Annotated in this window: 17 protein-coding genes; 11 read left to right on the forward strand and 6 right to left on the reverse strand. The window is 70.9% G+C overall.

The window, feature by feature from the left end:
• Positions 1–118 precede the first annotated feature (118 nt).
• The 6 genes from RS82_RS11955 (at position 119) to rocD (ending at position 8,201) form a co-directional block, all read left to right on the forward strand.
• Positions 119–3,922: a proline dehydrogenase family protein gene (locus RS82_RS11955; protein ID WP_045300038.1), complete on the forward strand. Its 3,804-nt coding sequence runs from the start codon at positions 119–121 to the stop codon at positions 3,920–3,922.
• Between the two features lie 289 nt (positions 3,923–4,211).
• Complete coding sequence (locus RS82_RS11960; RefSeq protein ID WP_045299723.1) at positions 4,212–4,646, forward strand: hypothetical protein; 435 nt, start codon at positions 4,212–4,214, stop codon at positions 4,644–4,646.
• Positions 4,646–4,861: a helix-turn-helix transcriptional regulator gene (locus RS82_RS11965; protein ID WP_045299725.1), complete on the forward strand. Its 216-nt coding sequence runs from the start codon at positions 4,646–4,648 to the stop codon at positions 4,859–4,861. Before RS82_RS11960 ends, RS82_RS11965 begins: the two co-directional genes overlap by 1 nt.
• Before the next feature lies 1 nt (position 4,862).
• Positions 4,863–5,918 (forward strand): NAD(P)-dependent alcohol dehydrogenase, encoded by a 1,056-nt coding sequence (locus RS82_RS11970; protein ID WP_052676816.1) that lies wholly within the window; start codon positions 4,863–4,865, stop codon positions 5,916–5,918.
• Positions 5,919–6,066: 148 nt separating this feature from the next.
• Complete coding sequence (gene ddaH / locus RS82_RS11975) at positions 6,067–6,951, forward strand: dimethylargininase (protein ID WP_045299727.1); 885 nt, start codon at positions 6,067–6,069, stop codon at positions 6,949–6,951.
• A gap of 23 nt (positions 6,952–6,974) precedes the next feature.
• Positions 6,975–8,201, forward strand: a complete 1,227-nt coding sequence (gene rocD / locus RS82_RS11980) for an ornithine--oxo-acid transaminase (protein ID WP_045299729.1) — start codon at positions 6,975–6,977, stop codon at positions 8,199–8,201.
• Positions 8,202–8,230: 29 nt separating this feature from the next.
• Here rocD and RS82_RS11985 read toward each other — a convergent pair whose 3' ends face one another.
• On the reverse strand, positions 8,231–9,832 hold the full coding sequence (locus RS82_RS11985; protein ID WP_045299731.1) for a molybdopterin-dependent oxidoreductase: 1,602 nt from the start codon (positions 9,830–9,832) through the stop codon (positions 8,231–8,233).
• Between the two features lie 89 nt (positions 9,833–9,921).
• On the opposite strand from RS82_RS11985, the gene RS82_RS11990 reads away from it, so the two are divergent.
• The 3 genes from RS82_RS11990 to RS82_RS12000 are packed head-to-tail and all read left to right on the forward strand — an operon-like array spanning position 9,922 to position 13,375.
• Positions 9,922–11,607 carry a circularly permuted type 2 ATP-grasp protein gene (locus RS82_RS11990; RefSeq protein WP_045299732.1) on the forward strand — a complete coding sequence of 562 codons (1,686 nt, stop codon included), beginning with the start codon at positions 9,922–9,924 and terminating at the stop codon, positions 11,605–11,607.
• Entirely contained in the window at positions 11,601–12,533 is a 933-nt protein-coding gene (locus RS82_RS11995; RefSeq protein WP_045299734.1) for an alpha-E domain-containing protein, read from the forward strand. Before RS82_RS11990 ends, RS82_RS11995 begins: the two co-directional genes overlap by 7 nt.
• Entirely contained in the window at positions 12,530–13,375 is an 846-nt protein-coding gene (locus tag RS82_RS12000; RefSeq protein WP_045299736.1) for a transglutaminase family protein, read from the forward strand. Before RS82_RS11995 ends, RS82_RS12000 begins: the two co-directional genes overlap by 4 nt.
• 46 nt (positions 13,376–13,421) lie before the next feature.
• Here the strand turns inward: RS82_RS12000 and RS82_RS12005 are convergent, their stop codons facing one another.
• Positions 13,422–15,029 carry an MFS transporter gene (locus RS82_RS12005; protein ID WP_045299738.1) on the reverse strand — a complete coding sequence of 536 codons (1,608 nt, stop codon included), beginning with the start codon at positions 15,027–15,029 and terminating at the stop codon, positions 13,422–13,424.
• A gap of 48 nt (positions 15,030–15,077) precedes the next feature.
• On the reverse strand, positions 15,078–15,224 hold the full coding sequence (locus tag RS82_RS21535) for a hypothetical protein (protein WP_169748698.1): 147 nt from the start codon (positions 15,222–15,224) through the stop codon (positions 15,078–15,080).
• Positions 15,225–15,400: 176 nt separating this feature from the next.
• Here RS82_RS21535 and RS82_RS12010 point away from each other — a divergent pair, with 176 nt between their 5' ends.
• Positions 15,401–17,920, forward strand: coding sequence for a beta-glucosidase family protein (locus tag RS82_RS12010; protein WP_052676817.1), 2,520 nt, complete (start codon positions 15,401–15,403; stop codon positions 17,918–17,920).
• A gap of 134 nt (positions 17,921–18,054) precedes the next feature.
• Positions 18,055–19,071 carry a LacI family DNA-binding transcriptional regulator gene (locus RS82_RS12015; protein WP_045299740.1) on the forward strand — a complete coding sequence of 339 codons (1,017 nt, stop codon included), beginning with the start codon at positions 18,055–18,057 and terminating at the stop codon, positions 19,069–19,071.
• A gap of 6 nt (positions 19,072–19,077) precedes the next feature.
• On the opposite strand, the gene RS82_RS12020 is transcribed toward RS82_RS12015, so the two are convergent.
• Genes RS82_RS12020 through RS82_RS12030 form a run of 3 tightly spaced genes read right to left on the reverse strand, consistent with a single transcriptional unit; the run spans position 19,078 to position 23,524 of the window.
• Positions 19,078–20,067, reverse strand: a complete 990-nt coding sequence (locus RS82_RS12020) for a serine hydrolase domain-containing protein (protein ID WP_045299742.1) — start codon at positions 20,065–20,067, stop codon at positions 19,078–19,080.
• Positions 20,064–21,491 carry a rhamnulokinase gene (locus RS82_RS12025; RefSeq protein WP_045299744.1) on the reverse strand — a complete coding sequence of 476 codons (1,428 nt, stop codon included), beginning with the start codon at positions 21,489–21,491 and terminating at the stop codon, positions 20,064–20,066. The genes RS82_RS12020 and RS82_RS12025 overlap by 4 nt, the downstream gene beginning before the upstream one ends.
• The gene (locus RS82_RS12030) at positions 21,488–23,524 is read right to left on the reverse strand and encodes a bifunctional rhamnulose-1-phosphate aldolase/short-chain dehydrogenase (RefSeq protein WP_045299746.1); all 2,037 of its coding nucleotides are present in this window, start codon (positions 23,522–23,524) and stop codon (positions 21,488–21,490) included. The genes RS82_RS12025 and RS82_RS12030 overlap by 4 nt, the downstream gene beginning before the upstream one ends.
• Positions 23,525–23,577 lie beyond the last annotated feature (53 nt).

Below are 23,577 nucleotides of genomic sequence, written 5' to 3' on the forward strand. Positions count from 1 at the left end.
CTTTTCACGAATGAATGGATGCCTCACCCTTGACCTCATGCAGCAGGTGAACCCGATCGCGCACATTGAGGTGCAGGCTGGAACCACGGAGTCCGACGACGTGACAGCTGGAGTGCGAATGGAAGACCGATCCGACGAGCGCCTGGCCGGCGAGGCCGTGGCCCTGGCGCAGCGGTGGATCGCCGAGAGCGCCGAGGTCGAGGTCGACCCGGCCGCTCAGCGGCTCGCCGGTGTGCTCAAGGACCCGAACGGCCTGCCGTTCACCATCGGGTTCGTCGACGGCGTGATGCGTCCGGAGAGCCTGTCGGCCGCGGCATCCCATCTGCATCGCGTCGCCCCCCTCGTTCCGGATTTCCTGCCGTGGTACCTGCGTGGCGCCGTTCGCGTGGGCGGGGCTCTCGCGCCGGTGCTGCCGTCGCCGGTCGTCCCGATCGCGCGACGCGTGCTGCGTGAGATGGTCGGGCACCTCGTCGTCGACGCGCGTCCCGACAAGCTCGGCCCCGCGATCGCCGCCCTTCGTGCGAGCGGTGCGCGGCTCAACCTGAACCTCCTGGGCGAGGCGGTGCTCGGCGAGCAGGAGGCACTCCGCCGGCTCGAGGGGATCCACGAGCTCATCCGCCGGCCCGACGTCGACTACGTCTCGGTCAAGGTCTCGGCGATCGCCAGCCACATCTCGATGTGGGCGTTCGACGAGGTCGTCGAGAAGGTCGTCGCCCGACTGCGGCCGCTGTACCTCACGGCGGCGTCGCCCACGAGCTCCATGAGCGGCCCGACGTTCATCAACCTCGACATGGAGGAGTACCGCGACCTCGACCTCACGATCGCGGTGTTCACGCGCCTCCTCGAGGACCCGCGCCTGCGACAGCTCGAGGCCGGCATCGTGCTCCAGGCATACCTCCCCGATGCCCTGCCCGCGCTCGAGCGGCTCACCGCGTGGGCGCAGGAGCGCGTCGCCAAGGGCGGCGCGCGCATCAAGGTGCGTCTCGTGAAGGGAGCGAACCTCGCGATGGAGCGCGTCGACGCGGTCATGCACGACTGGAGCCTCGCCACGTACGGCGAGAAGGTCGACTCCGACGCGAACTACGTGCGGTGCCTGCGGTTCGCGCTCCAGAAGGCGCACACCCGCGCGGTACGGATCGGCGTCGCCGGACACAACCTCTTCGACATCGCCTACGCCTGGCTGCTCGCCGGCCAAGCCGGTGTGCGCGACGACACTTCGACAGGCTCGGTGCAGGCGACATCCGGCGCCGCCGGCGTGTCGCCCGATGTCGAGTTCGAGATGCTGCTCGGCATGGCGCAGGGCCAGGTCGAGGCTGTCACGCGCGAGGTCGGCCACGTCCTCCTGTACGTTCCCGTCGTGCGTCCCGACGAGTTCGACGTGGCGATCAGCTACCTGGTGCGGCGCCTCGAGGAGAACGCCTCGAGCGACAACTTCCTCTCGGCCGCCTTCGACCTCGCCGACGACCCCGTGATGTTCGACCGTGAGCGGGACCGTTTCCTCGCCTCCCTCGCGCGCGCCGACGACCCGGCGCTCGCGACAGGCGCGAACCGGTCGCAGGACCGCGCCGCCGAGGCGATCGCGACGACGGCGCCCGCCGGCGCCGAGTCCCCGCGCGCGCAGGCGCGCCTGCGCCGGGCCGCCGCGGCATCCGACGAGGCCGGTCTGACCCAGGCCGTGATCGGCATCGCGCGCTCGGCCGCGCCGGGCGACACCGCCCCGGTGGCGCGCTCGGTCCCTGAGCAGGTGTTCGGGGCCGAGGCGTTCGTCGAGACCGCGGTGTTCGCTCCGCGCGAGTCCGCGGCCCGGGTCGCGGGCGCACCGGGCTTCCGCAACACCGCCGACAGCGACCCGGCCCTGCCCGCGAACAGGGCCTGGGCGCGCAGCATCCTGTCGCGCATCGAGACCTCCCGCGCGGGCGACGCCACTGTCGAGGCGGCCCGCGTCACCGATGAACCCGCGCTGCAGGGCATCGTGGCCCGGGTGCGTGATGCCGCGCCGGCGTGGGGCGCGCTCCCGGCGGCGGAACGGAGCCTCGTGCTCACCGCCGCCGCCCGGGCGCTCGAGGCGCGCCGCGGGGAGCTCATCGAGGTCGCCGCCTCCGAGACCGGCAAGGTCTTCGCCGAGGCTGACGTCGAGGTGAGCGAGGCCGTCGACTTCGCCAACTACTACGCCGCCACCGCGCGGGAGCTCGACCGCGTGAGCGGGGCCGTGTTCGAGCCGGCACGGCTCACCGTCGTCACGCCGCCGTGGAACTTCCCGATCGCGATCCCTGCGGGTGGCGTGCTGGCGGCGCTGGCCGCAGGCTCGGGTGTCGTGTTCAAACCCGCGCCCCAGGCGCGGCGCTGCGCGGCGGTCGTCGCCGAGGCGCTGTGGGAAGCGGGCGTACCGCGCGACGTGCTGGCGCTCGTCGACATCGAAGAGGGCGGCCTGGGGCAGACCCTGCTGTCGCACCCCGACGTCGACCGTGTGATCCTCACCGGCGCATGGGAGACCGCGGCGCTGTTCCGATCCTGGCGTCCCGACCTGCCGCTGCTCGCCGAGACGAGCGGCAAGAACGCGATGATCGTCATGCCGACGGCGGACCTCGACCTCGCGGCATCGGATATCATCAAGAGCGCATTCGGCCACGCGGGCCAGAAGTGCTCCGCCGCATCGCTCGCGATCCTCGTGGGTCCGGTCGGTCACTCGCAGCGCTTCGCGCGTCAGCTGATGGATGCTGCGACCTCCCTCCGCGTCGGCCCGCCGTCCGACCCGCTCAGCGAGGTCGGCCCGGTCGTCGAGGTGCCCCGCGGCAAGCTCCGGTGGGCGCTGACCACCCTCGACGAGGGGGAGAGGTGGCTCGTCGAGCCGAAGCCGGTGGACGCGGCCCCCGAGTACGACGGCCGCCTCTGGACTCCCGGCATCCGCACCGGCGTGCAGCCGGGCTCGCGTTTCCACCGCGAGGAGTTCTTCGGGCCGGTGCTCGGCATCATGCACGCGTCGTCGCTCGCACACGCGATCGAGCTGCAGAACGCCGTGGCGTACGGGCTCACAGCGGGGCTCTACACCCAGAACCCCGACGACCTCGCCCAGTGGCTCGATCGCGTGGAGGCGGGGAACCTCTACGTCAACCGCGGCATCACCGGCGCGATCGTGCAGCGCCAGCCGTTCGGCGGCTGGAAGCGCTCGTCGGTCGGCGCCGGCGCCAAGGCCGGTGGGCCGAACTATCTCGTCGGCCTCGGCCGCTGGCGCGCCACCTCCGGCGTCCCGGCATCGGCCACGCTGCACCTGCGCGGGCTCGACACCCGCATCGCCGCGCTCATCGAGGCCGCTCAGCCGTCGCTCGACTACGAGGCGTTCGAATGGCTCCGTCGCGGCGCCCTGTCCGACGCCATCGCATGGGACCGCGAGTTCGGCCAGGTCAAGGACGTGTCGGGCCTCGGCGTCGAGCGCAACCTGTTCCGCTACCGCCCGATCCCGGCGGTCGCCCTGCGCGCGACCGCGGACGCTTCGTGGCAGGCCGTGCTGCGCGTGGTGGTCGCGGGACTCCGGGCGGGCTCACGGCTGACGCTCTCGGCGCCGGTCGGTCTTCCTGCCGCGGTGCGCCGGGTTCTGGCCGAAGAGGATGTCGCCGTCTTCGTCGAGACCGACGAGCAGTGGCTCCAGCGACTCAGCGCCGTCGACATCGTCGCGGCGGCCGCCGACGCCGACCCCGAGCCGCGGCCCGCGCGCGTGCGGCTCATCGGACAGACCGAGTCGGTCGCGGCGCTGCACACCCTCGTCGCGCAGAGCATGGGCGGCGACCCCGATCTCGCGGTCTACGACAACGAGGTCACCACCGCCGGTCGGCTCGAGCTGCTTCCGTTCCTCCACGAGCAGTCCGTCACGATCACGGCGCACCGCTTCGGCAACCCCGACCCGTGGTCGGAGGCCGTGATCTGACGGATCCGGATGCTGCGGTCCGCGGCATCCGCTCGCTCTCCCGGCTGTCTCTGGATGGCCCGATCCCGGGGCTTGGGCGTGCGGCGATCGTTTGGGGCGCGGGCGCGCCCCGAACGCGCGGGATGCCCGCCGAGCCCGTATGGCGGGGCTCTCGTCGGGGCTGCTCAGCCCGCGGGCGCCGTGCCGAGCGTCGCGACCTGGCGGCCAGATGTGTAAAAGATTCTTGACAGGCACGGCGGGTCCGCCTACCGTCGGTGTCAAGAATTCTTTACAAGCCCCTGGGGGAGTCATGGTCTACGAAGAGCGCAACATCTGGTCGAGTCTCATCGTCAGCGTGATCGGCACGATCGTCTACGTCGTGATCGTCCTGCAGCAGGCCGACGGCCGCCCGCTCACCGACGTGGACTGGGTGCCGATCATGCTGTGGGTCATCGGCGCGAGCATCGTCGGCGCGATCGTCCTGAGCATCGCGTGGGGCATCCTCGCCGGCATGCGAGACCCCGACGGCGTGGGCAAGAGCGACCAGCGCGACCGCGACATCGCGCACATGTCGACGCGCGTCGGGCAGGCGTTCCTCGTCATCGCGGGCCTCGGCGTGATCGTGCTGTGCGCGTTCGAGGCGGACTGGTTCTGGATCGCGAACACCATGTACTTCGGCTTCGCGCTGTCGTCGATCGTCGGCGGCATTGCGAGCGTCCTCGCCTACCGTCGGGGCCTCGTCTGATGGTGAAGCCCACGAAGGTCACCAACTCGATCCGCGCCGTCCGCGAAGCGGCCGGCATGACCCAGGCCGATCTCGCCCGTCGTGTGGGCGTCACGCGGCAGACCCTCATCGCCATCGAGCAGGGACGGTACTCCCCGACGCTCGAACTGGCGTTCCAGCTGTCCCGCGCGTTCGGCGTCGGGCTCGACGACCTCTTCGACTACCCGGAGCAATGACATGACGATTCATGAGGACGGCACGACGGATGCCGCGGCCGCGATTCCCGGGGCGATGGCGGCGTGGCGGCAGCGCCGTTACGGCGGGGCCGACGGGGTGGTCCTCGAGACCGTCGACGTGCCGGCGCCCGGCCGCGGCGAGGTGCTCCTGCGCCTGCGGGCAACAGGCCTCAACAACGGCGACATCCGGGTCATGCGCGGCGAGCCGCTCCTCGTGCGGCTCGCCTTCGGCCTGCGCCGCCCACGCCAAGCCGTCCGAGGGATGGATGCCGCCGCCACCGTCGTCGCCCTCGGCGAGGGCGTCACCGCGCTCGCCGTCGGCGACGAGGTCGTGGGCGAGCTCCCCGCGGGCGGCGGCCTCGCCCACTATGCCCTCGCGCCGGCCGGCCGGCTGGCGCGGCGGCCCGCCGAGCTCGATGCCGTGATCGCCGCAGCGCTTCCGGTCGCAGGGGGCACAGCATGGCAGGCGCTGGAGCTCGGCGGAGTCATCCGCCCGGCGGCGGACGCGTCGACGCAGCGAGTGCTCGTCATCGGGGCGTCGGGCGGCGTGGGCACGTTCGCGGTGCAGCTCGCGGCGGCGCGCGGTGCCGAGGTGTGGGCGCTGTGCGGGGATCGCAACCGGGCGCTCGTCGAGGGGCTCGGCGCGTCGCGCACGTTCGACTACCGCACGGTGCAGCCCGGGTCGGCGGAGCTCGGGGAGGGCCGCTTCGACGCCGTTGTGGACATCGCCGGCACCGCGCCGCTGCGCACGCTGCGTCGGCTGGTGCGTCAGGGGGGCCGCGTCGTGCTCGTGTCGGGTGAAGGCGGACGCGTCTGGGGTCCGATCGGGCGCATCGCCGCGGCATCCGTCCTCTCGATCGGTTCCAAGCGGCCGCTTCGTCCGCTCGCCGCCGTCGCGAAGCCGGACGTGCTCGCACAGCTGCTCGCGCTCGCCGCGGCCGGCAGCCTGCGCCCCGTGATCGAGGCGCGGGTCCCGTTCGCCGACGCCGGCACTGCGCTCGCTCGCGTCGCCGACGGTCACGTGACGGGGAAGGTCGTCGTCATCGCCCGAGCATGAGACGGATGCCGCGTCTCCCAGATCGCATTCAGGGTCCGTGAGACAATGGACGTGGCGTGCCCGGATCGCCCTTCGACAGGCTGAGCAACCCTGGAGCGAAGACCGCCGGGCCTCTGGACAGCGTCCGCCGCGCCTCTACAGGAGCAAGATGTCCACGCAGAACACCGCGCCCGCCACCACTCCGGTCACCGGGTCGGCCTCCGGCCGGACCCAGCAGATCCGTCGCTACCTGATGTGCCGCCCCGAGCACTTCACGGTCAGCTACACCATCAACCCGTGGATGGAGCCGGCCAACCCGACCGACACCGCCCTCGCGGTGCGCCAGTGGCAGGCTCTCTACGACACGTACATCGCGCTCGGCCACGAGGTGCACCTCATCGACCCCATCGAGGGTCTTCCTGACATGGTCTACACGGCCAACGGCGGGTTCGTCATCGACAACGTCGCGTACGGCGCGAAGTTCCGCTTCCAGGAGCGCGTCCCCGAGGGGCCCGCGTTCATGGACTGGTTCCGTGACAACGGCTTCGAGGTCGCGGAGCCCGTCGAGGTCAACGAGGGCGAGGGCGACTTCCTGCTCGTCGGCGACACGATCCTCGCCGGGACCGGCTTCCGTTCGACGGGTGACAGTCACCGGGAACTCGGCGACGTGTTCGGCAAGGAGGTCGTGAGCCTCACTCTCGTCGACCCGCGGTTCTACCACCTCGACACCGCGATCTCGGTGCTGGACCCCGTCGAGGGTCCCGGCGGCGTCGAGAAGGCCAACATCGCGTACCTCGAGCACGCGTTCGACGAGCGCAGCCAGGCGATCCTCGCCGAGCGCTATCCCGACGCGATCCGCGTCGCCGACGCCGACGGCGCCGTGTTCGGTCTCAACTCGGCCAGCGACGGTCTCAACGTGATCATCTCGCCGCGCGCGACCGGCTTCGAGGCGCAGCTGCGCGAACGCGGCTACAACCCGGTGCTCGTCGACCTGTCCGAGCTGCTGCTCGGCGGCGGCGGCATCAAGTGCTGCACGCTCGAGCTGCGACGCTGACCCGCGCGAAAGAGGAGCCCCCGATGACCGCCGCCTCCACCTCACTCGATGCCGCCATGAGCCAGATCATCGCCGCCGAGGAGCAGCACGTCGCCCACAACTACCACCCGCTCCCCGTCGTGATCTCGCGCGGCGAGGGAGCGTGGGTGACGGATGTCGAGGGCAAGCGCTACCTCGACCTGCTCTCGGCCTACTCGGCCCTCAACTTCGGGCACGGGCACCCTGCGATCGTCGCCGCCGCGCAGGAGCAGCTGAACCGACTGACGCTCACCAGCCGGGCGTACCACAACGACCGTCTGGGACCCTTTGCCGCTGCGCTCGCCGAGCTCTGCGGCAAAGACCTCGTGCTGCCGATGAACACCGGCGCCGAGGCCGTCGAGACCGGCATCAAGGTCGCCCGCGCGTGGGGCTACCGAGTGAAGGGCGTCGCTGCGGACGCCGCGAAGATCGTCGTCGCGCACGGCAACTTCCACGGGCGCACCACGACGATCGTCGGCTTCAGCGACGACCCGCAGGCACGCGCCGACTTCGGTCCGTTCACGCCCGGCTTCGTCTCGGTGCCGTTCGGCGACGCCGCGGTCATCGACGCCGCGATCACCGCCGACACGGTGGCCGTGCTCATCGAGCCGATCCAGGGTGAGGCGGGCGTCATCCTCCCGCCCGAGGGCTACCTGAAGAAGGTGCGGGAGATCTGCACCCGCCGCGGCGTGCTGTTCATCGCCGACGAGATCCAGTCCGGCCTCGGCCGCGTGGGCGAGACGTTCGCGTGCGACCGCGAAGGCGTGGTGCCCGACATCTACCTCCTCGGCAAGGCGCTGGGCGGGGGCATCCTTCCGCTGTCGGCGGTCGTCGCCGACCGCGACGTGCTCGGGGTGATCCACCCGGGCGAGCACGGCTCGACATTCGGCGGCAACCCGCTCGCCGCGGCCGTGGGCCTGCGGGTGGTCGAGATGCTGCAGACCGGCGAGTTCCAGGGCCGCGCGAAGCTCCTCGGCGACCACCTCGAGGCGAAGCTCCAGGAGCTCGTCGGCCACGGCGTCACCGCGGTGCGTGTCGCGGGTCTCTGGGCAGGCATCGACATCGACCCTGAGGTCGGCACCGGACGCGAGATCGCCGAGCGTCTCATCGGGCGCGGCGTGCTCGCCAAGGACACGCACGGCCAGACGATCCGCATCGCGCCGCCGCTCGTCGTGCGCGCGACCGAGCTGGACTGGGCGGTCGAACAGCTGCGGTTCGTGCTCGCGGCCTGAGGGGTCTGAGGTCGGGGCTCAGCGGCGGCTCACGCCACCTCGACGTTGAGCTGCTGCCACCCTGTCGCGCCGTCGGGCGCGGGCCACGCGTCGGTCTCGGTCTGCCGTTCGCCCTTCACGTTGGTGGCGCGGCAGCGGATCGCGTGAGAGCCGCGTTCGGCCGTCCACGGGATCGACCACTGCACCCACGTGTCGTCCGAGATCGCCGACGCCAGTGTCGCCTCGCGCCACGGCCCGCCGTCGACCTGCACCTCGACCTTCGCGATGCCCACGTGCTGCTGCCAGGCGACGCCCGCGATGGTGGTGTCGCCGGCGCTCAGTCCCTGGCCACGGCGCGGCAGGTCGATGCGCGACTGCAGCTTGATCGGCCCCTTCGCCGACCATCCGCGCGTCGTCCAGTAAGCGGTGGCCTTGTCGAACCGCGTCACCTCGAGCTCGGTGACCCACTTGGTCGCCGAGACGTAGCCATACAGCCCGGGGACGACCATGCGCACCGGGAAGCCGTGCTCCGCCGGGAGCGGTTCGTCGTTCATCCCGAGGGCGAGGATCGCGGCGCGCGACTCCTCCTGCAGCACTTCCAGCGGCGTGCTCGCGGTGAAGCCGTCGATCGATCTCGACAGGACCATGTCAGCGTCCGACGTCGGCCGGGCGCGCTCGAGCAGCAGGCGGATCGGATACCCGAGCCACTTCGCATTGCCGATGAGGTCGCCGCCGACGGGGTTCGACACGCACGCGAGGGTGGTCCAGCTCTCCTCGAGGGGGAGCGCAAGCAGCTCGTCCCACCCGATCTCGACCTCGTTCTCCACGAGTCCGTGGATGCGCAGGCTCCAGTCGCTCGGATCCACCTGCGGCACGACGAGGGCGGTGTCGATGCGGTAGAAGCTCGCGTTCGGGGTCACGACCGGCGTCATGCCGGTGAGATCGAGCTGCGCATCGGCCGGGACCGGCGGCGCGGCGACGGCCGGCGCGGGCAGTCGGAGGGCCCGGCGCACGGCGGTGACGGTGCGGGAACCTGCCTGCAGCGCGGTCCCCGCGATCGCCGCGATCACGCCGGCCGCCGTGGCCGCACCTGCCCACACGAGGAAACGGCGGCGCGACGGGTCGTCGTCGCCTGGCGCGTCGCCCGTGCCCGCCGCCGTCGAGGCGGGGGACGAGGCATCCGTCGTGCGTCTTGCCAGCTGCGTCAGCAGCCGCACCACCGTCGCCGCGACGAGGCCCGCGGCGAGCGAGGGGAGCCACGCGAGTCCGGTCGCGCCGGCACGGGTCATCGCGAGCACGGCGACGACCGCACCCAGGACGGCGAACAGTGCGGCGCCGAACCACGGGCGACGCAGTTCCAGGATGCCGACACCCGCCGCCGCGACCAGCAGCACAAGCGCGATCCCGACGAGCAGGGCGAGCTTGTCGGCCGTGCCGAACAGCGAGATCGCGGCATCCTTCGCCCACGGCGGTGCGAGGTCGATGAGCACGCCGCCGACGACGGAGAAGGGGCTCGACGACGGCGCGACCAACGCTGCGACCAGTTCGCCCACCCCCGCGCCGAGGACGGCGGACGCCGCGCCCGCTCCCGCGCCGGAGAGGGCCGAGGCCTTCGCGGCGACGCGCGTCGCGGCCCCCGCTTCACGAGTCATAGCGGGAGCATACGTCCGATCCTCCCAGTGCGGACCAGGAGAACGGCTCGGAAACACGAGCGCAACGAAGGCCGCATTAGGCTCTTCGCATGGGTGATCTGTTCGACGGCTACGGCTCCACGCTGGCGCCGCGCAAGACGCCCTCGGGGGTACCCGCGTTCGACGAGATGTTCGGGAGCCCGGCCCACCCGGGCGCGCCGGCCGAATCGCGCGAGGCCTATCGAGAGCTCTACCAGGCGCTCGCGCAGATGACCCAGGAGGAGCTGCGCGGCCGCACCGATTCGCTCGCGAGCTCGTACCTCGCGCAGGGCGTGACGTTCGACTTCGCGGGAGAGGAGCGGCCGTTCCCGCTCGACGCCGTGCCGCGCGTGATCACGTACGACGAGTGGTCGCGCATCGAGGCCGGCGTCAAGCAGCGCGTGCGCGCACTCGAGGCGTTCCTCGACGACGCGTACGGGCATCAGTTCTGCGTGCGCGACGAGGTGCTGCCCGCTGGACTCATCGCGAGCTCGCAGTACTTCTACCGTCAGGCCGCCGGTATCCACTCGGCCAACGGCGTGCGCATCCAGGTGTCGGGCATCGACCTGATCCGCGACGAGCACGGCGAGATGCGTGTGCTCGAAGACAACGTGCGGGTCCCGTCGGGCGTCAGCTACGTCATCTCGAACCGGCGGGTCATGGCCCAGACCCTGCCCGAGCTGTTCGTGTCGATGCGGGTGCGCCCCGTCGGCGACTACCCGAACAAGCTCCTCGCGGCGCTGCGCGCCTCCGCCCCCGCGGGCATCGAGGACCCGAACGTCGTGGTGCTGACGCCCGGTGTCTACAACTCCGCCTACTTCGAGCATACGCTGCTGGCCCGCCTGATGGGCGTCGAGCTCGTCGAGGGCCGCGACCTGCTCTGCATCGGCGGCAAGGTGTTCATGCGCACCACGCGCGGCCCCAAGCGCGTCGACGTCATCTACCGCCGCGTCGACGACGAATTCCTCGACCCGCTGCAGTTCCGCGCCGACTCGATGCTCGGCGCCCCTGGCCTCATGCTGGCCGCGCGTCTGGGCAACGTCACGATCGCCAATGCGGTCGGCAACGGCGTCGCCGACGACAAGCTGCTCTACACGTACGTCCCCGACCTCATCCGCTACTACCTCGCGGAAGAGCCCATCCTCAAGAACGTCGACACGTGGCGGCTCGAAGACCCGAACGCCCTCGAAGAGGTGCTCGACCGTCTCGACGAGCTGGTGGTCAAGCCCGTCGACGGCTCCGGTGGCAAGGGGCTGGTCGTCGGGCCGGATGCCTCACCCGCCGAGCTCGAGAAGCTCCGGCAGCGCCTGCTCGCCGACCCGCGCGGCTGGATCGCGCAGCCCGTGGTCATGCTCTCGACGATCCCCACGCTCGTGGAGGACGGGATGCGTCCGCGTCACGCCGATCTCCGCCCCTTCGCGGTCAACGACGGCGAGGACGTGTGGGTGCTCCCCGGCGGCCTCACCCGCGTCGCCCTTCCCGAGGGCCAGCTCGTGGTGAACTCCAGCCAAGGCGGCGGGTCGAAGGACACCTGGATCGTCGGCGGCTCCGCTCCCGCCCAGGTCGAGTACGGCCAGGGGCAGAGCGTGGCCGGCCTGGTCGCCGACCAGGCAGCCACGGTGACCGCGGCGATCCCGATCATCTACGACGCCCAGACCGAGCCGACGCACTCGCCGCAGGACCGCCCGCGCTCGCGCGTAGAGCAGCAGGAGCAGCAGCAGCAGGCTGCGGAGCAGGACGGAGGTGCATCATGCTGAGTCGCATCGCCGAGAGCCTCTTCTGGATCGGGCGCTACATCGAGCGCAGCGACGGCACCGCCCGCATCCTCGACGTGCACCTGCAGCTCCTCCTCGAGGACCCGTGGATCGATGAGGACACGGCGTGCCGGTCGCTCCTCAGCGTCATGGGGTCTCTGCCGCCCGAAGGCGTCGACCAGGTACGCCGCGAGGACGTGCTCGCGCGCCTCGCCGTCGACCGGATGAACCCGTCGAGCATCGCGTACGCGCTCACGGCGGCGCGCGAGAACGCCCGCCGCGCGCGGGAGATCGTCTCGACGGAGCTGTGGGAGACCCTCAACACGACGAACGCCCGCATGCCGCGGCGCCTGCAGAACGACCGCGTGCACGAGTTCTTCCAGTGGGTGCGCGAGCGGGCGGCGCTCGCCGTCGGCATCGTGGACTCGTCGACGAGCCGCGACGAGGCCTGGCAGTTCTTCACGCTGGGGCGCAGCATCGAGCGCACCGACATGACCGCGCGCCTGCTCGCGACGCGGTCGCTGACCGAGGCATCCGGTCCGTCGTGGACGACCATCCTGCGCTCGTGCGGCGCGTACGAGGCGTACCTGCGCACGTACCGAGGCATGCCGAGCGCCCGCAATGCGGCCGAGTTCCTGCTGCTCGACCGGCTCTTCCCCCGCTCGATCATCTACTCGATCCAGCGCGCCGAGGAGTGCATGAGCGCCATCGATCCCCGCGCGGACCGCGTGGGCCACTCCAACACCGTGCTGCGGGCGCTCGGCCAGATCCGCAACGACCTCGAATACCGGCCGATCTCCGAGATCCTCGGCGAGCTGCCGACGCACATGGACCGCGTGCAGAAGGTCACGCGCGAGGCATCCGAAGCCATCCGCGGCCGGTTCTTCCCGACGCAGGCCGAGCCCAGCTGGATCGGAGAGATCTCATGAAAAGACTCCGGATCGAGCATCAGACCGGCTTCAGCTATCAGGGCGACGTGACCGCGTCGTACAACGAGGCGCGCATGCTGCCGGGTTCCACCGACAGCCAGTTCGTGCTCAACTCGTCTCTCGACATCGAGCCGTCGACCTCCGTCAACCAGTACGTCGACTACTTCGGCACACGGGTTGCGGCGTTCGACGTGCTCTCGCCCCACTCGTCGCTCACGATCACCGCTCGCTCGCTGGTCGAGGTGCGTCCGCGGCCGCTCGAGCACATCGACGTGACGTGGGAGGTTCTCGCCCGCGAGGCGGCCCGCTCGCTCGAGACCGTCGAGCAGCTGTCGCAGACCCGGCGCACCCGCCCCCACGAGGAGGTCGCCGAGCTCGCCCGGTCGATCGCCGCGCAGCACGACCACCCCGGCCGCGCTGCGCACGCGATCGCGGTCGCCATCGGCGACGCCGTCGAGTACATGCACGGCATCACCGGCGTGCACTCGACCGCAGCCGAGGCGTGGGAGGCGCGCAAAGGCGTCTGCCAGGACATGGCCCACATCGCACTCGGTGCGCTGCGTGAGGTCGGCATCCCGGCGCGGTACGTGTCGGGATACCTGCATCCGCGGCCGTCGGCGGAGGTCGGCGTCGCAGTGACGGGCGAGTCCCACGCGTGGATCGAGTGGTTCGCGGGCCAGTGGCAGGGATTCGACCCCACGAACAACATCGAGATCGGCGACCGCCACGTGCTCGTCGGCCGCGGCCGCGACTACGGCGACGTTCCGCCGCTGCGGGGCGTCTACGCCGGCCCGTTCAAGAGCAACCTCCACGTCAAGGTCACGATCACGCGCGAGGCGTAGCAGAGCTGCCGAAGCTCTCCGGGTCTCGGCGGACGGATGCTGCGGCTCAGGCCGGTTCGACGGCTTCGACCTCGATGCGCTCCTCGTCGCGCGGCCGGCCGCCGCCGAGGGAGAGCGTGGCCAGCAGGCCCACCGCGAGGAAGCCCGCGGCGGCGAAGCTGGCGTACTTCGTGCCTTCCGAGAATGCGGCCTTGGCGTCGTCGGCGAGCGGCGCGGTCTGAGGCGATCCGGCAAGGCCCGCGATCGCCCCGCCGGCACTGTCGACGACGGCCGAGACGACCTGGTCGCGCTGTTCGGCGGGGATCCCGCGGTCGTCGAGGCGCGCCGTGAGGACGGCGGAGGTCGTCGAGAAGAGGATGGTGCCGAGGATGGCGATGCCGAGCGCCGCGCCGAGCTGGCGCGCCGTCGACTGGGTTCCCGATGCCTGACCGCCCTCGGCGGTCGGCACGTCGGCGAGCACCACGCCCGTGAGCTGCGCGGTGGCGAGTCCGACGCCGAATCCGTAGACGAAGAGTGCCGGGATGAGCGGCACCCACGACGCGTCCGGCTCGATGATGAACCCGACCGCTGCGATGCCGATGATCTCGGCCACGATTCCGACGCGCACGATCCACACCGGTGCCACGCGTCCGCTGAGGGCCCCCGCCAGTCCGCTTGCGGCGAAGGAGCCGATGGCCAGGGCCAGAAGGATCAGGCCGGTCTGGACGGCTTCGAACCCGAGGACGAACTGCAGCCACAGCGGCAGTGCGAGGATCAGGCCGAACTCGCCGAGCGAGACCACCATCGCCGCGATGTTGCCGTTGCGGAACGACGGGATGCGGAAGAGCCCGAACGCGATGACCGTCGGCTTGCCGACCCGACGACGGTGCAGCCCCCACCAGATGAACGACACGACGCCGAGGGCGGCGATGGCGAAGGCCGCGGCGACGGGTGAGACGTCCCACGGCCAGGTCCATCCGCCGATCGTGAGCTGCTTGTCGGTCGTGATCCAGCCGTAGGTGCGTCCTTCGATCAGGCCGAAGACGAGCGCGCCGACGGTGATCACCGACAGCAGCGCGCCGAAGAGGTCGATCGACGCGGCATCGCCGCGCGATTCGTCCACGGTCAGCAGCACCCCGACCACGATGGCGATGCCGAGTGGCACGTTGATGAGGAACGCCCAGTGCCAGGAGAACTCGGTCGTCAGCCAGCCGCCGAGCAGCGGCCCGACGGCCGCCATACCGCCGATCGTCGAGCCCCAGACCGCGAAGGCGATGGCCCGCTCGCGTCCTCGGAACGTCGCGTTGAGCAGTGACAGCGTCGTGGGAAGCATCATGGCCCCGCCGATGCCCTGGATGAAGCGCGCCCCGATCAGGAGCCCGCCCGTCGTCGCCAGTGCGGCGCCGACGGAGGCGAGGGTGAAGATGACGACGCCGATGAGCAGCATCCGTCGTCGTCCCCATCTGTCGGCGAGCGCGCCGAACACGAGCAGCAGCGACGCGAAGACGAGGGTGTAGGCCTCCTGCACCCACTGCACCTCGCTGGACGTGATCCCCAGGTCGTCGACGATGGCGGGGATCGCGACGTTGACGATGGTGGAGTCGACGATGATGAGCGCGACGGCGACGCTGATGAATACCAGCCCCGCCCAGCGGCGTCTCGAACTCGGCGTCATATAGCTAGCTTATCTAGCGATCTGACGCCGATCCAGACCTTGTCTCGCTCAGGCGGGAGGGTTGTCGGGGTCCAGAGTCTGGAGCGTCTCCTCTTCGACGGGGTTGTCGGCCTCGAGTTGTTCCTCGGTGGTGTCGTCTCCGCCCAGCGGGCTGTCGCCTTCGGGGGCCTGGTCGTCGGTTCGCCGTTCGTCCATGCCGGTCACGCTAGCGCGGGACGGATGCCGCCGGCCGGGGCTTGACGGACTCCACGACGCGACTTCTGAATCTGCTGAAAGTTTCCTTGACGTTCGATGATGAAACGTGTCACCGTAGAGCGGTCTACAAAACGTAGAGCGATCTACGGATCGACCTCAAGGGAGAGGAAAGCACGATGATGTCTTCTGGATCCACCAAGCTCGCGCGAAATCCGCGCGCCCGCAGACGTACGACGGCGCTTCTGCTCGGCGCCGCACTGATCGCCGCCGGCGGAACGGTCGCCCTGGCGGCACCCGCTGCGGCCGCCGACTGCACCACCGTCCCCTGGATGGACGCCTCGAAGTCCGCCGACCAGCGGGCTGAGGCGCTGCTGGCCGCCAGCTCGCAGCACCAGAAGTACCGCTGGCTCGTGGAGCAGCCCGCGAACAGCCCGCAGCAGACGACGTGGTCGGGCGGCGTCGTCTACCCCGTGCAGGTGGAGTGCACGCCGACCGTGATCTACTCCAACGGCGCCGAAGGTGCGCACGGCAAAGCCGGCACCACCGCATGGCCGGGGCCCATCGCCATCGCTGCCTCCTGGAACCTCGAGCTCAACGAGCAGAAAGGCGCGATCCACGCGAACGAGGCGTTCGACAACCGCAGCAACGTGATCCTCGGCCCCGGTGTCGCCAGCGGCCGCACCCCGCTCTCGGGCCGCAACGCGGAGTACTTCGGCGAGGATGCGCTGCTGTCCGGCCTCATGGGCGCCGCGAACGTCCGCGGCATCGAGGATGGCAGCAGCCCCGACAAGCCGGTCATCGCGAACCTCAAGCACTACGTTGCGAACGAGCAGGAGCTCGACCGTAACAACAGCTCCTCGAACATCGACGAGCGCACGTTCCGCCAGGTGTACGACCTGCCGTACGAGATCGCGATCAAGGAGAGCGACCCCGACAGCCTGATGTGCTCGTACAACCAGATCAACGGCGTCTGGTCGTGCGAGAACGACACCCTCACGACGAGCCTGCGCGACAAGATGGGCTTCGACGGCTACGTCATGAGCGACTTCGGCTCGGTTCACTCGACCGGGCCCTCGCTGATGGCGGGCCTCGATCAGGAGCTCAACCGGCCGATCTGGTTCACGCCGGTGCGCCTGGACGCGGCCCTCGCCGCGGGCGAGGTCACCCAGGAGCGCATCGACGAGGCCGCGTTCCGGGTCGTGCGCACCTACATCAAGGAGGGGCTGTTCGACCACCCGCTCCCCGCGACCTCGAAGCCCGTCACCGCGACGGACGACTCCCGCGCTCTGGCGCGCGAGCTCGCCGAGGAGAGTGCGGTGCTGCTGAAGAACGACGACGGCATCCTGCCCCTCGGTGACGGACCGCTCACGGTCGCGGTCGTCGGTCCGACCGCCTCGAAGACGCCGACCAATGGCATCAGCTCCGCGCAGGCATGCTCGGCCGGCGGATTCGGCGCGGGCGGCGTGCTCAACTGCGCCAACGTCGTCGATCCGCTCACGGCGATCACGCAGCGCGTCCAAGCCGCAGGCGGAAGCGTCGTGTACAACAACGGCGCCGACCTCGCCTCGGTCGCCGTGACCGCTGCCCAAGCGGACGTCGCCATCGTCTTCGGCTACATCCGCACGGGCGAGTTCGCCGACACGGCGGACCTGCACCTCGACTCGAACGGTGACGCGCTCGTGCAGGCCGTCGCCGCTGCGAACGACGACACCGTCGTCGTTCTCAACAGCGGAACCGCGGTCGAGATGCCGTGGATCGACGACGTCGACGCGGTGTTCAGCAACTGGTTCGCCGGTGAGCAGATGGGCCCCGCCCTCGCGGCGCTCCTGTGGGGTGATGTCAACCCGTCGGGCAAGCTGCCGATGACCTTCCCGAAGTCGGTGGCCGACACGCCGACCGGAAGCGACCCGGCACGCTACCCCGGCATCTTCTCCAACGGATCGACGACCCGGCCCGCTGGGTCGACGGAGGCGCGCCAGGTGAACTACACCGAGGGCCTCCAGGTCGGCTACAAGTGGTACGACGCCCAGGGCATCGAGCCGCTGTTCGAGTTCGGACACGGCCTGTCGTACACCTCGTTCGCGTACAGCGACCTGGCGGTCGACCACGTGGACGACCCGGCGACCGGCGACGTGCTGTCGAAGGTGTCGTTCACGGTGACCAACACCGGCGCCCGCGCCGGGGCGGAGATCCCGCAGGTCTACCTGACGCTGCCCGAGGCGGCAGAGGAGCCGGGCAAGCGGCTCGTCGGCTTCGACCGCGTCGAACTCGCGGCGGGTGCGAGCACCCGGGTCGAGGTCGTCGTCGACTCGACGGCGAGCAACCAGCCCTTCTCCATCTGGGACGTGGACGCCGACGAGTGGACCGTGCTGGACGGCGAGTACAGCTTCGCCGTCGGATCGTCGTCGCGTGACCTGCCGCTCACGCAGGACGTGTTCGTCGACCGTGTCGCACCGAAGATCGCGTCGATCACGCTCAACGGCAGCCAGAAGGTCGTCGTCGCAGCGACCGACGAGCTGAGCGGCGTCGCCCTGATCGAGTACTCGACCCAGAAGAACAAGCAGGATGCCTCGGCATGGGCCCCGTACACGGGTCCGCTGCAGGTCGACGCGAAGAGCACCGTCTCGTTCCGCGTCACCGACCACAGCGGGAACATCAGCGAGGTCGTCCAGGTGAACCGCAAGGACCTGCGCTGAGACACCGGGGGCGGCACTGCATGGGCCGCCCCCGGACCACCCGTCCGCCCCGTGGCGCCGCCGCGGGGCGGACGACGCTTTCCCGGCGCACCGGGGTACGTTTGCCCTGCAGACCTGCATCGACGAGGAGAAGCATGACGGGTGCCCCACCGCCGCGCCACGCGACGATCGAAGACGTCGCGCGGGCGGCCGGCGTCTCTCGCGCCGCCGTGTCGAAGGTGCTGCGCAACGCCTACGGTGTGAGCGACGGGATGCGCGAGCGCGTGACGGCCGCGATGGCAGAGCTGAACTACCGTCCGCGGATCGCGGCACGGGCGATGCGCGGGCGCACCTACACACTCGGGATCGAGCTTCCGGATCTGGCCAACCACTTCTTCGCGCGGATCGCGCGGGGTGCGACGAGCGCCCTCGAAGGAACGCCGTACCAGCTCATCATCGCTCCCGCCGAAGCCGGATCGCGCGAGGGGCTGCGGGCGCTCGAGGCGCTGGTGGACCGTCAGGTGGACGGCGTGATCGCGGTGTCACCGCGCGTCGACGAGGCGGGGCTGGAGCGGATCTCCGGTTCCGTCCCCGTCGTCATGTTCGGGCGCCACGACACCTCCGATCGGTACGACGTCGTCGCCGGCGACGACGCCGCGGGAGCCCGTGCGGCGATGCAGCACCTGTTCGACCTCGGCCACCGCCGGATCGCGCACCTCACTCTGCACGAGTCCGGCGCGTTCGAGCCGTTCCCGCACGGGGTGCGTCTGCGCGAGTACGAGGCGGCGATGGACGCCGCAGGGCTCGGGGAGCGCGCCATGGTCTGGCGCACCGACGAGGGCGAGGGGCCATCGGCGGAGGTCGTGCGCCGCATGCTCGCCGACGGGACCACCGCCACTGCCGTCTTCGCCGCCCACGACGAGCTCGCGTTCGGCGCGATGCGCGCGGCGAGCGAGGCGGGTGTGCCGCTGGCCGTCGTCGGCTACGACGACGTCCCGATGGCCTCGCATCCGGGGCTCGGCCTCACCACCGTGCACCAACCGGGTGAGGCCATGGGCGCCCGTGCTGTCGAGATGCTGCTGGAACGCATCGCCGGCCGCACCGAGCCGATGCACGAGATCTTCGAGATCGAGCTCAAGGTCCGAACGTCCACGCGCGCCCCCTCGGGCTGAGGGGGTTCAGCGCGCGGCGACGACCGCGTTGTCGAGCTCGTCGGCGTCGACGCCCGGCCGCTCGGCCTGGTTCGTCAGCAGCACCCAGGCGACGCCCGCCGCCGGGTGCACCCAGAACTCCGTGCCCGCCCAGCCCGCGTGGCCGTAGACGTCTCGGTCGATGAGTCCCGGAGCGCGCGTGCGGAGGTTGAAGGTGAAGCCCCAGTCCTGGCCACGCTCGGCGGGATACGGCTCGAGACGCGGGATGTCTCGGGTGAGAGGACGGCACATCATCGCCAGAGTCGCCGGCTGCACGACGCTGCCGGCCTCGCCCTGCCCGATGCGCAGCAGCGCCGATCCGAGCGCGAGGAGATCGCCCGCCGTGCCGATCATGCCCGCGCCGGGGTTGCGGTGGCTCGCGAAACCCCGCATGTCCAGGCCCAGACGCTCTGCATCGACGACCGTGTGCGGCTCGACGGCCGGGTCCAGCGTGAACCCGGTCGCGCCGAGCGCGGCAGCCCACTCCGTGACGTCGGCATCCCACGTGCGTCCGGTGGTGTGGCGCACGAGCTCGGCGATGCCGTCGAACGCCACCGTCGAGTAGCGCGAGGCCGTGCCGGCGGCGAAGTCGCGGCCCGGCGCGAGCAGTGCGGCGCGCAGCCCCTCGGCGGGGTCGAGCGTGGGTTCGCGGATGCCGGAGGTGTGGCTCGCGAGGTGGCGCAGGCGCACGACGTCGTCGCGGCCCGCTCCGAACTCGGCAAGCGCCGCACTGAGGGGGGTCTCGGTCGTGAGCAGACCGCGCTCGATCGCGCGTGCCGCGGTGAGGCCGGTGAGCACCTTGGTGACCGAGAACAGCCAGTACGGATCCTCGACCTGTGCAGCCCGTCCGTCCGTCGCGCCGAACGCGTCGAGCGCGACGACTCCGTCGGCGGTCGCGATGCCCAACACCGCGCTGGGCAGGCGTTCCGCCTCCACGTGCCGTCGCGCCCAGTCGAACGCTGCTGCGTAGCCGGTCACGGGCGCGGCTCGTACCGGTCGGGAGACACGGATGCCGCGACCACGCGCCGCAGGTCCTCGAGGGTCGCGTCGGGGCCGAACCAGCCGTGCGCGCGCGCCTGGACGAGCACATTGCCGAGGGCCGTCGCCTCGACCGGTCCTGCGAGCACAGGAAGGCCCGACCGGTCGGCCGTCGCCTGGCACAGCAGCCTGTTGAGGGCGCCGCCGCCGACGATGTGGATCACGTCGATGTCGCGGTCGGTGAGCCTGCCGGCGGTCGCGACCGCGTCGGCGAAGGCCTGCGCGATGCTCTCGACGATCGTCCGGGCGAACGCCTCGCGCGTCGCGGGTGCGGGTGCGCCGGCCTCGCCGAGCACCGCCGCGATGCGGGCGGGCATGTCGCCCGGAGCGGACAGGCGCGGGTCGTTGGCGTCGAACAGGGGGACGTCGCCGGAGACGGATGCCGCAGCATCCAGCAGAGCCGGAAGATCGATCGCCGCGCCGTCCTCGGCCTCCCACGTGCGCACCGCCTCGCTCAGCAGCCAGAGGCCCGTCACGTTGTGGAGGAAGCGCACGCGCCCGTCCACACCACCCTCGTTCGTGAAGTTCGCCTCGCGGGCCGCGTCGCTGACGACGGGTCCGTCGAGCTCGACGCCGACGAGACCCCACGTGCCGCACGAGATGTACGCCGCGTCGGGGGTGCTGAGCGGCACAGCGACGACGGCCGACGCCGTGTCGTGGGAGCCGACCGCGACCACCTCGAGCGGCGCGCCCACGCGCTCGCGCGCCTCTCCGTGCAGGGTGCCCAGCACCACGCCGGGATCGACCAGGGGAGGGAGGACGGATGTCTCGATCCCGAGCCGCGCCGCGAGTTCGAGGTCCCACTCGCCCGTGCGGACGTCGACAAGGCCGGTCGTCGACGCATTCGTGCGCTCGGCGACACGCGCACCGGTCAGCAGGAACGCGACGAGGTCGGGAACGAGCAGCGCAGAGCTCGCGTCTCGCAGCCCCGGCTCGACCGCGTACTGATAGAGCGTGTTGAACGGCAGGAACTGCAGCCCGTTGCGGCGGTAGAGCTCGCCGAACGGCACGCGCGCGTGCACCAGCTCGACGCCCCGCGCGGTGCGCTCGTCGCGGTAGTGGAACGGCTCGCCGAGCAGCTCCTGCCCGTTCACCAGACCGTAGTCGACGGCCCACGAGTCGATGCCGATGCTCGCGATGCCTGGCTCTCGACGAAGCGCCTCGGTGAGGCCCTCCACGATGTGCCGGTACAACGTCGTGAAGTCCCAGTGCAGCTCGCCGTCGGCCCCGGGCACAGGACCGTTGGGGAATCGCGACACCTGCTCGAGGCGCAGCATCCCGTCGTCCACGTAGCCGAGCATCACGCGACCGCTGGTCGCGCCGAGGTCGACGGCCGCGACGACCCCGCCGGTGGCCTCTGTCATCGCAGGAACGCGGCGGCGACGCCGGAGTCGACGGGGATGTGCAGGCCGGTGGTGCGGCTGAGCTCCGGGCCGGTGAGGACGTACACCGCGTCGGCGACGTTCTCGGGCACGACCTCGCGCTTGAGGATGGTGCGGTTCGCGTAGAACTGGCCGAGGTCCTCTTCCTTGACGCCGTAGGTCGCGGCGCGGTTGGCGCCCCAGCCGGCGGCGAAGATGCCCGAGCCGCGCACGACGCCGTCGGGGTTGATGCCGTTGACGCGCACGCCGTGCTCGCCGAGCTCGACCGCGAGCAGGCGCACCTGGTGGGCCTGGTCGGCCTTGGTCGCCGAGTACGCGATGTTGTTCGGGCCGGCGAAGACGGAGTTCTTCGACGAGATGTAGATGACGTCGCCGCCGAGCTTCTGCTCGATGAGGATCTTCGCGGCGGCCTTCGAGACGAGGAACGAGCCCTTCGCCATGACGTCGTGCTGCAGGTCCCAGTCCTTCTCGGTGGTCTCCAGCAGCGGCTTCGACAGCGACAGGCCGGCGTTGTTGACGACGAGGTCGACGCCGCCGAACGCGAGCACGGCCGCGTCGAAGGCGGCCTGGATCGCGTCGGCGTCGGCGACGTTCGCGGCGACGCCGATGGCGACATCCGTGTTCCCGAGCTCTGCCGCGGCGGCCTGCGCCTTCTCGAGATCGAGGTCGGCGACGACGACGCACGCGCCCTCGGCGGCGAGGCGGGTCGCGATGGCCTTGCCGATTCCGGATGCCGCGCCCGTGACGAGTGCGATACGGCCCTGGTGGGTCTTGGGCTTCGGCATGCGCTGGAGCTTCGCCTCTTCGAGCGCCCAGTATTCGATGCGGAACTTCTCGGCGTCGGAGATCGGGGTGTAGGTCGAGAGCGACTCGGCGCCGCGCATCACGTTGATCGCGTTGATGTAGAACTCACCGGCGACGCGGGCGGTCTGCTTGTTCGCGCCGTACGAGAACATGCCGACACCCGGGATGAGGACGATGAGCGGGTCGGCGCCGCGGATCGCCGGGCTGTCGGCCGTGGCGTGCGCGTCGTAGTAGGCCTGGTAGTCGGCGCGGTAGGCCTCGTGCAGCTCGTGGAGGCGCGCGATGCTCTCCTCGATCGAGGCGTCGGCCGGCAGATCGAGGATGAGCGGCTTGACCTTGGTGCGCAGGAAGTGGTCGGGGCAGCTGGTGCCCAGCGCGGCGAGCTCGGGGGCGCGCTCGGACGCGAGGAAGTCGGTGACGACCGCGGCGTCGGTGAAGTGCCCGACCATCGGCTTGTCGGTCGACGCGAGCCCGCGGATCGTCGCGGCGAGCGCGGCGGCCTTCGCCCGGCGCTCGACCTCCGGCAGCGCCTCGAAGCCGGCGCGGACGCCGCCGAAGGGTTCGGCCTCGCCGTGTTCGGCGATGTAGGCGGCGGCGGTCTCGATGATCCAGAGCGAGTTCTGCTCGGCCTCCTCCGACGTGTCTCCCCACGCGGTGATGCCGTGGCCGCCCAGGATCGTGCCGATCGCCTGCGGGTTCCTGTCCTTGATCGCGGCGATATCGAGGCCCAGCTGGAAGCCCGGGCGACGCCACGGCACCCACACGACCTTGTCGCCGAAGATCTTCGCGGTCAGCTCCTCGCCGTCCGCGGCGGTCGCGATCGCGATGCCCGAGTCGGGGTGCAGGTGGTCAACGTGGTTCGCGTCGACGAGGCCGTGCATCGCGGTGTCGATCGAGGGGGCGGCGCCGCCCTTGCCGTGCAGGCAGTAGTCGAACGCGGCGACCATCTCGTCCTCGCGGTCTACACCCGGGTAGACGTTCACGAGCGAGCGGAAGCGGTCCAGGCGCAGCACTGCGAGGCCGGACTCCTTCAGCGTTCCGAGGTCGCCGCCCGAGCCCTTGACCCACAGCAGCTCGACGGGCTCACCGGTGACCGGATCGGTCTCGGTGCCCTTGGCGGACGTGTTTCCGCCGGCGTAGTTCGTGTTCTTCGGGTCGGCGCCGAGGCGGTTCGACCGCGTGATCAGGTCCGTGACGGCCGGGTTGGTCATGATGCGTTCCTTCGTGTGTGGTCTGTGTCTTCGAGTCGCCGAGACACGCCGAG

The organism is Microbacterium trichothecenolyticum (assembly GCF_000956465.1).
GTDB classification, from domain to species: Bacteria; Actinomycetota; Actinomycetes; order Actinomycetales; family Microbacteriaceae; genus Microbacterium; species Microbacterium trichothecenolyticum.

What these genes read in the sequence shown, in the direction of transcription:
- RS82_RS12005 (WP_045299738.1), bottom strand. Translation starts at nt 15,029, where the DNA reads ATGACGCCGAGTTCGAGACGCCGCTGGGCGGGGCTGGTATTCATCAGC.
- RS82_RS12015 (WP_045299740.1), top strand. Translation starts at nt 18,055, where the DNA reads ATGACGGGTGCCCCACCGCCGCGCCACGCGACGATCGAAGACGTCGCG.
- RS82_RS11970 (WP_052676816.1), top strand. Translation starts at nt 4,863, where the DNA reads ATGACGATTCATGAGGACGGCACGACGGATGCCGCGGCCGCGATTCCC.
- RS82_RS12025 (WP_045299744.1), bottom strand. Translation starts at nt 21,491, where the DNA reads ATGACAGAGGCCACCGGCGGGGTCGTCGCGGCCGTCGACCTCGGCGCG.
- RS82_RS12000 (WP_045299736.1), top strand. Translation starts at nt 12,530, where the DNA reads ATGAAAAGACTCCGGATCGAGCATCAGACCGGCTTCAGCTATCAGGGC.
- RS82_RS11990 (WP_045299732.1), top strand. Translation starts at nt 9,922, where the DNA reads ATGGGTGATCTGTTCGACGGCTACGGCTCCACGCTGGCGCCGCGCAAG.
- RS82_RS11955 (WP_045300038.1), top strand. Translation starts at nt 119, where the DNA reads ATGGAAGACCGATCCGACGAGCGCCTGGCCGGCGAGGCCGTGGCCCTG.
- RS82_RS12010 (WP_052676817.1), top strand. Translation starts at nt 15,401, where the DNA reads ATGATGTCTTCTGGATCCACCAAGCTCGCGCGAAATCCGCGCGCCCGC.
- ddaH (WP_045299727.1), top strand. Translation starts at nt 6,067, where the DNA reads ATGTCCACGCAGAACACCGCGCCCGCCACCACTCCGGTCACCGGGTCG.
- RS82_RS11965 (WP_045299725.1), top strand. Translation starts at nt 4,646, where the DNA reads ATGGTGAAGCCCACGAAGGTCACCAACTCGATCCGCGCCGTCCGCGAA.
- rocD (WP_045299729.1), top strand. Translation starts at nt 6,975, where the DNA reads ATGACCGCCGCCTCCACCTCACTCGATGCCGCCATGAGCCAGATCATC.
- RS82_RS12030 (WP_045299746.1), bottom strand. Translation starts at nt 23,524, where the DNA reads ATGACCAACCCGGCCGTCACGGACCTGATCACGCGGTCGAACCGCCTC.
- RS82_RS11995 (WP_045299734.1), top strand. Translation starts at nt 11,601, where the DNA reads ATGCTGAGTCGCATCGCCGAGAGCCTCTTCTGGATCGGGCGCTACATC.
- RS82_RS11960 (WP_045299723.1), top strand. Translation starts at nt 4,212, where the DNA reads ATGGTCTACGAAGAGCGCAACATCTGGTCGAGTCTCATCGTCAGCGTG.
- RS82_RS11985 (WP_045299731.1), bottom strand. Translation starts at nt 9,832, where the DNA reads ATGACTCGTGAAGCGGGGGCCGCGACGCGCGTCGCCGCGAAGGCCTCG.
- RS82_RS21535 (WP_169748698.1), bottom strand. Translation starts at nt 15,224, where the DNA reads ATGGACGAACGGCGAACCGACGACCAGGCCCCCGAAGGCGACAGCCCG.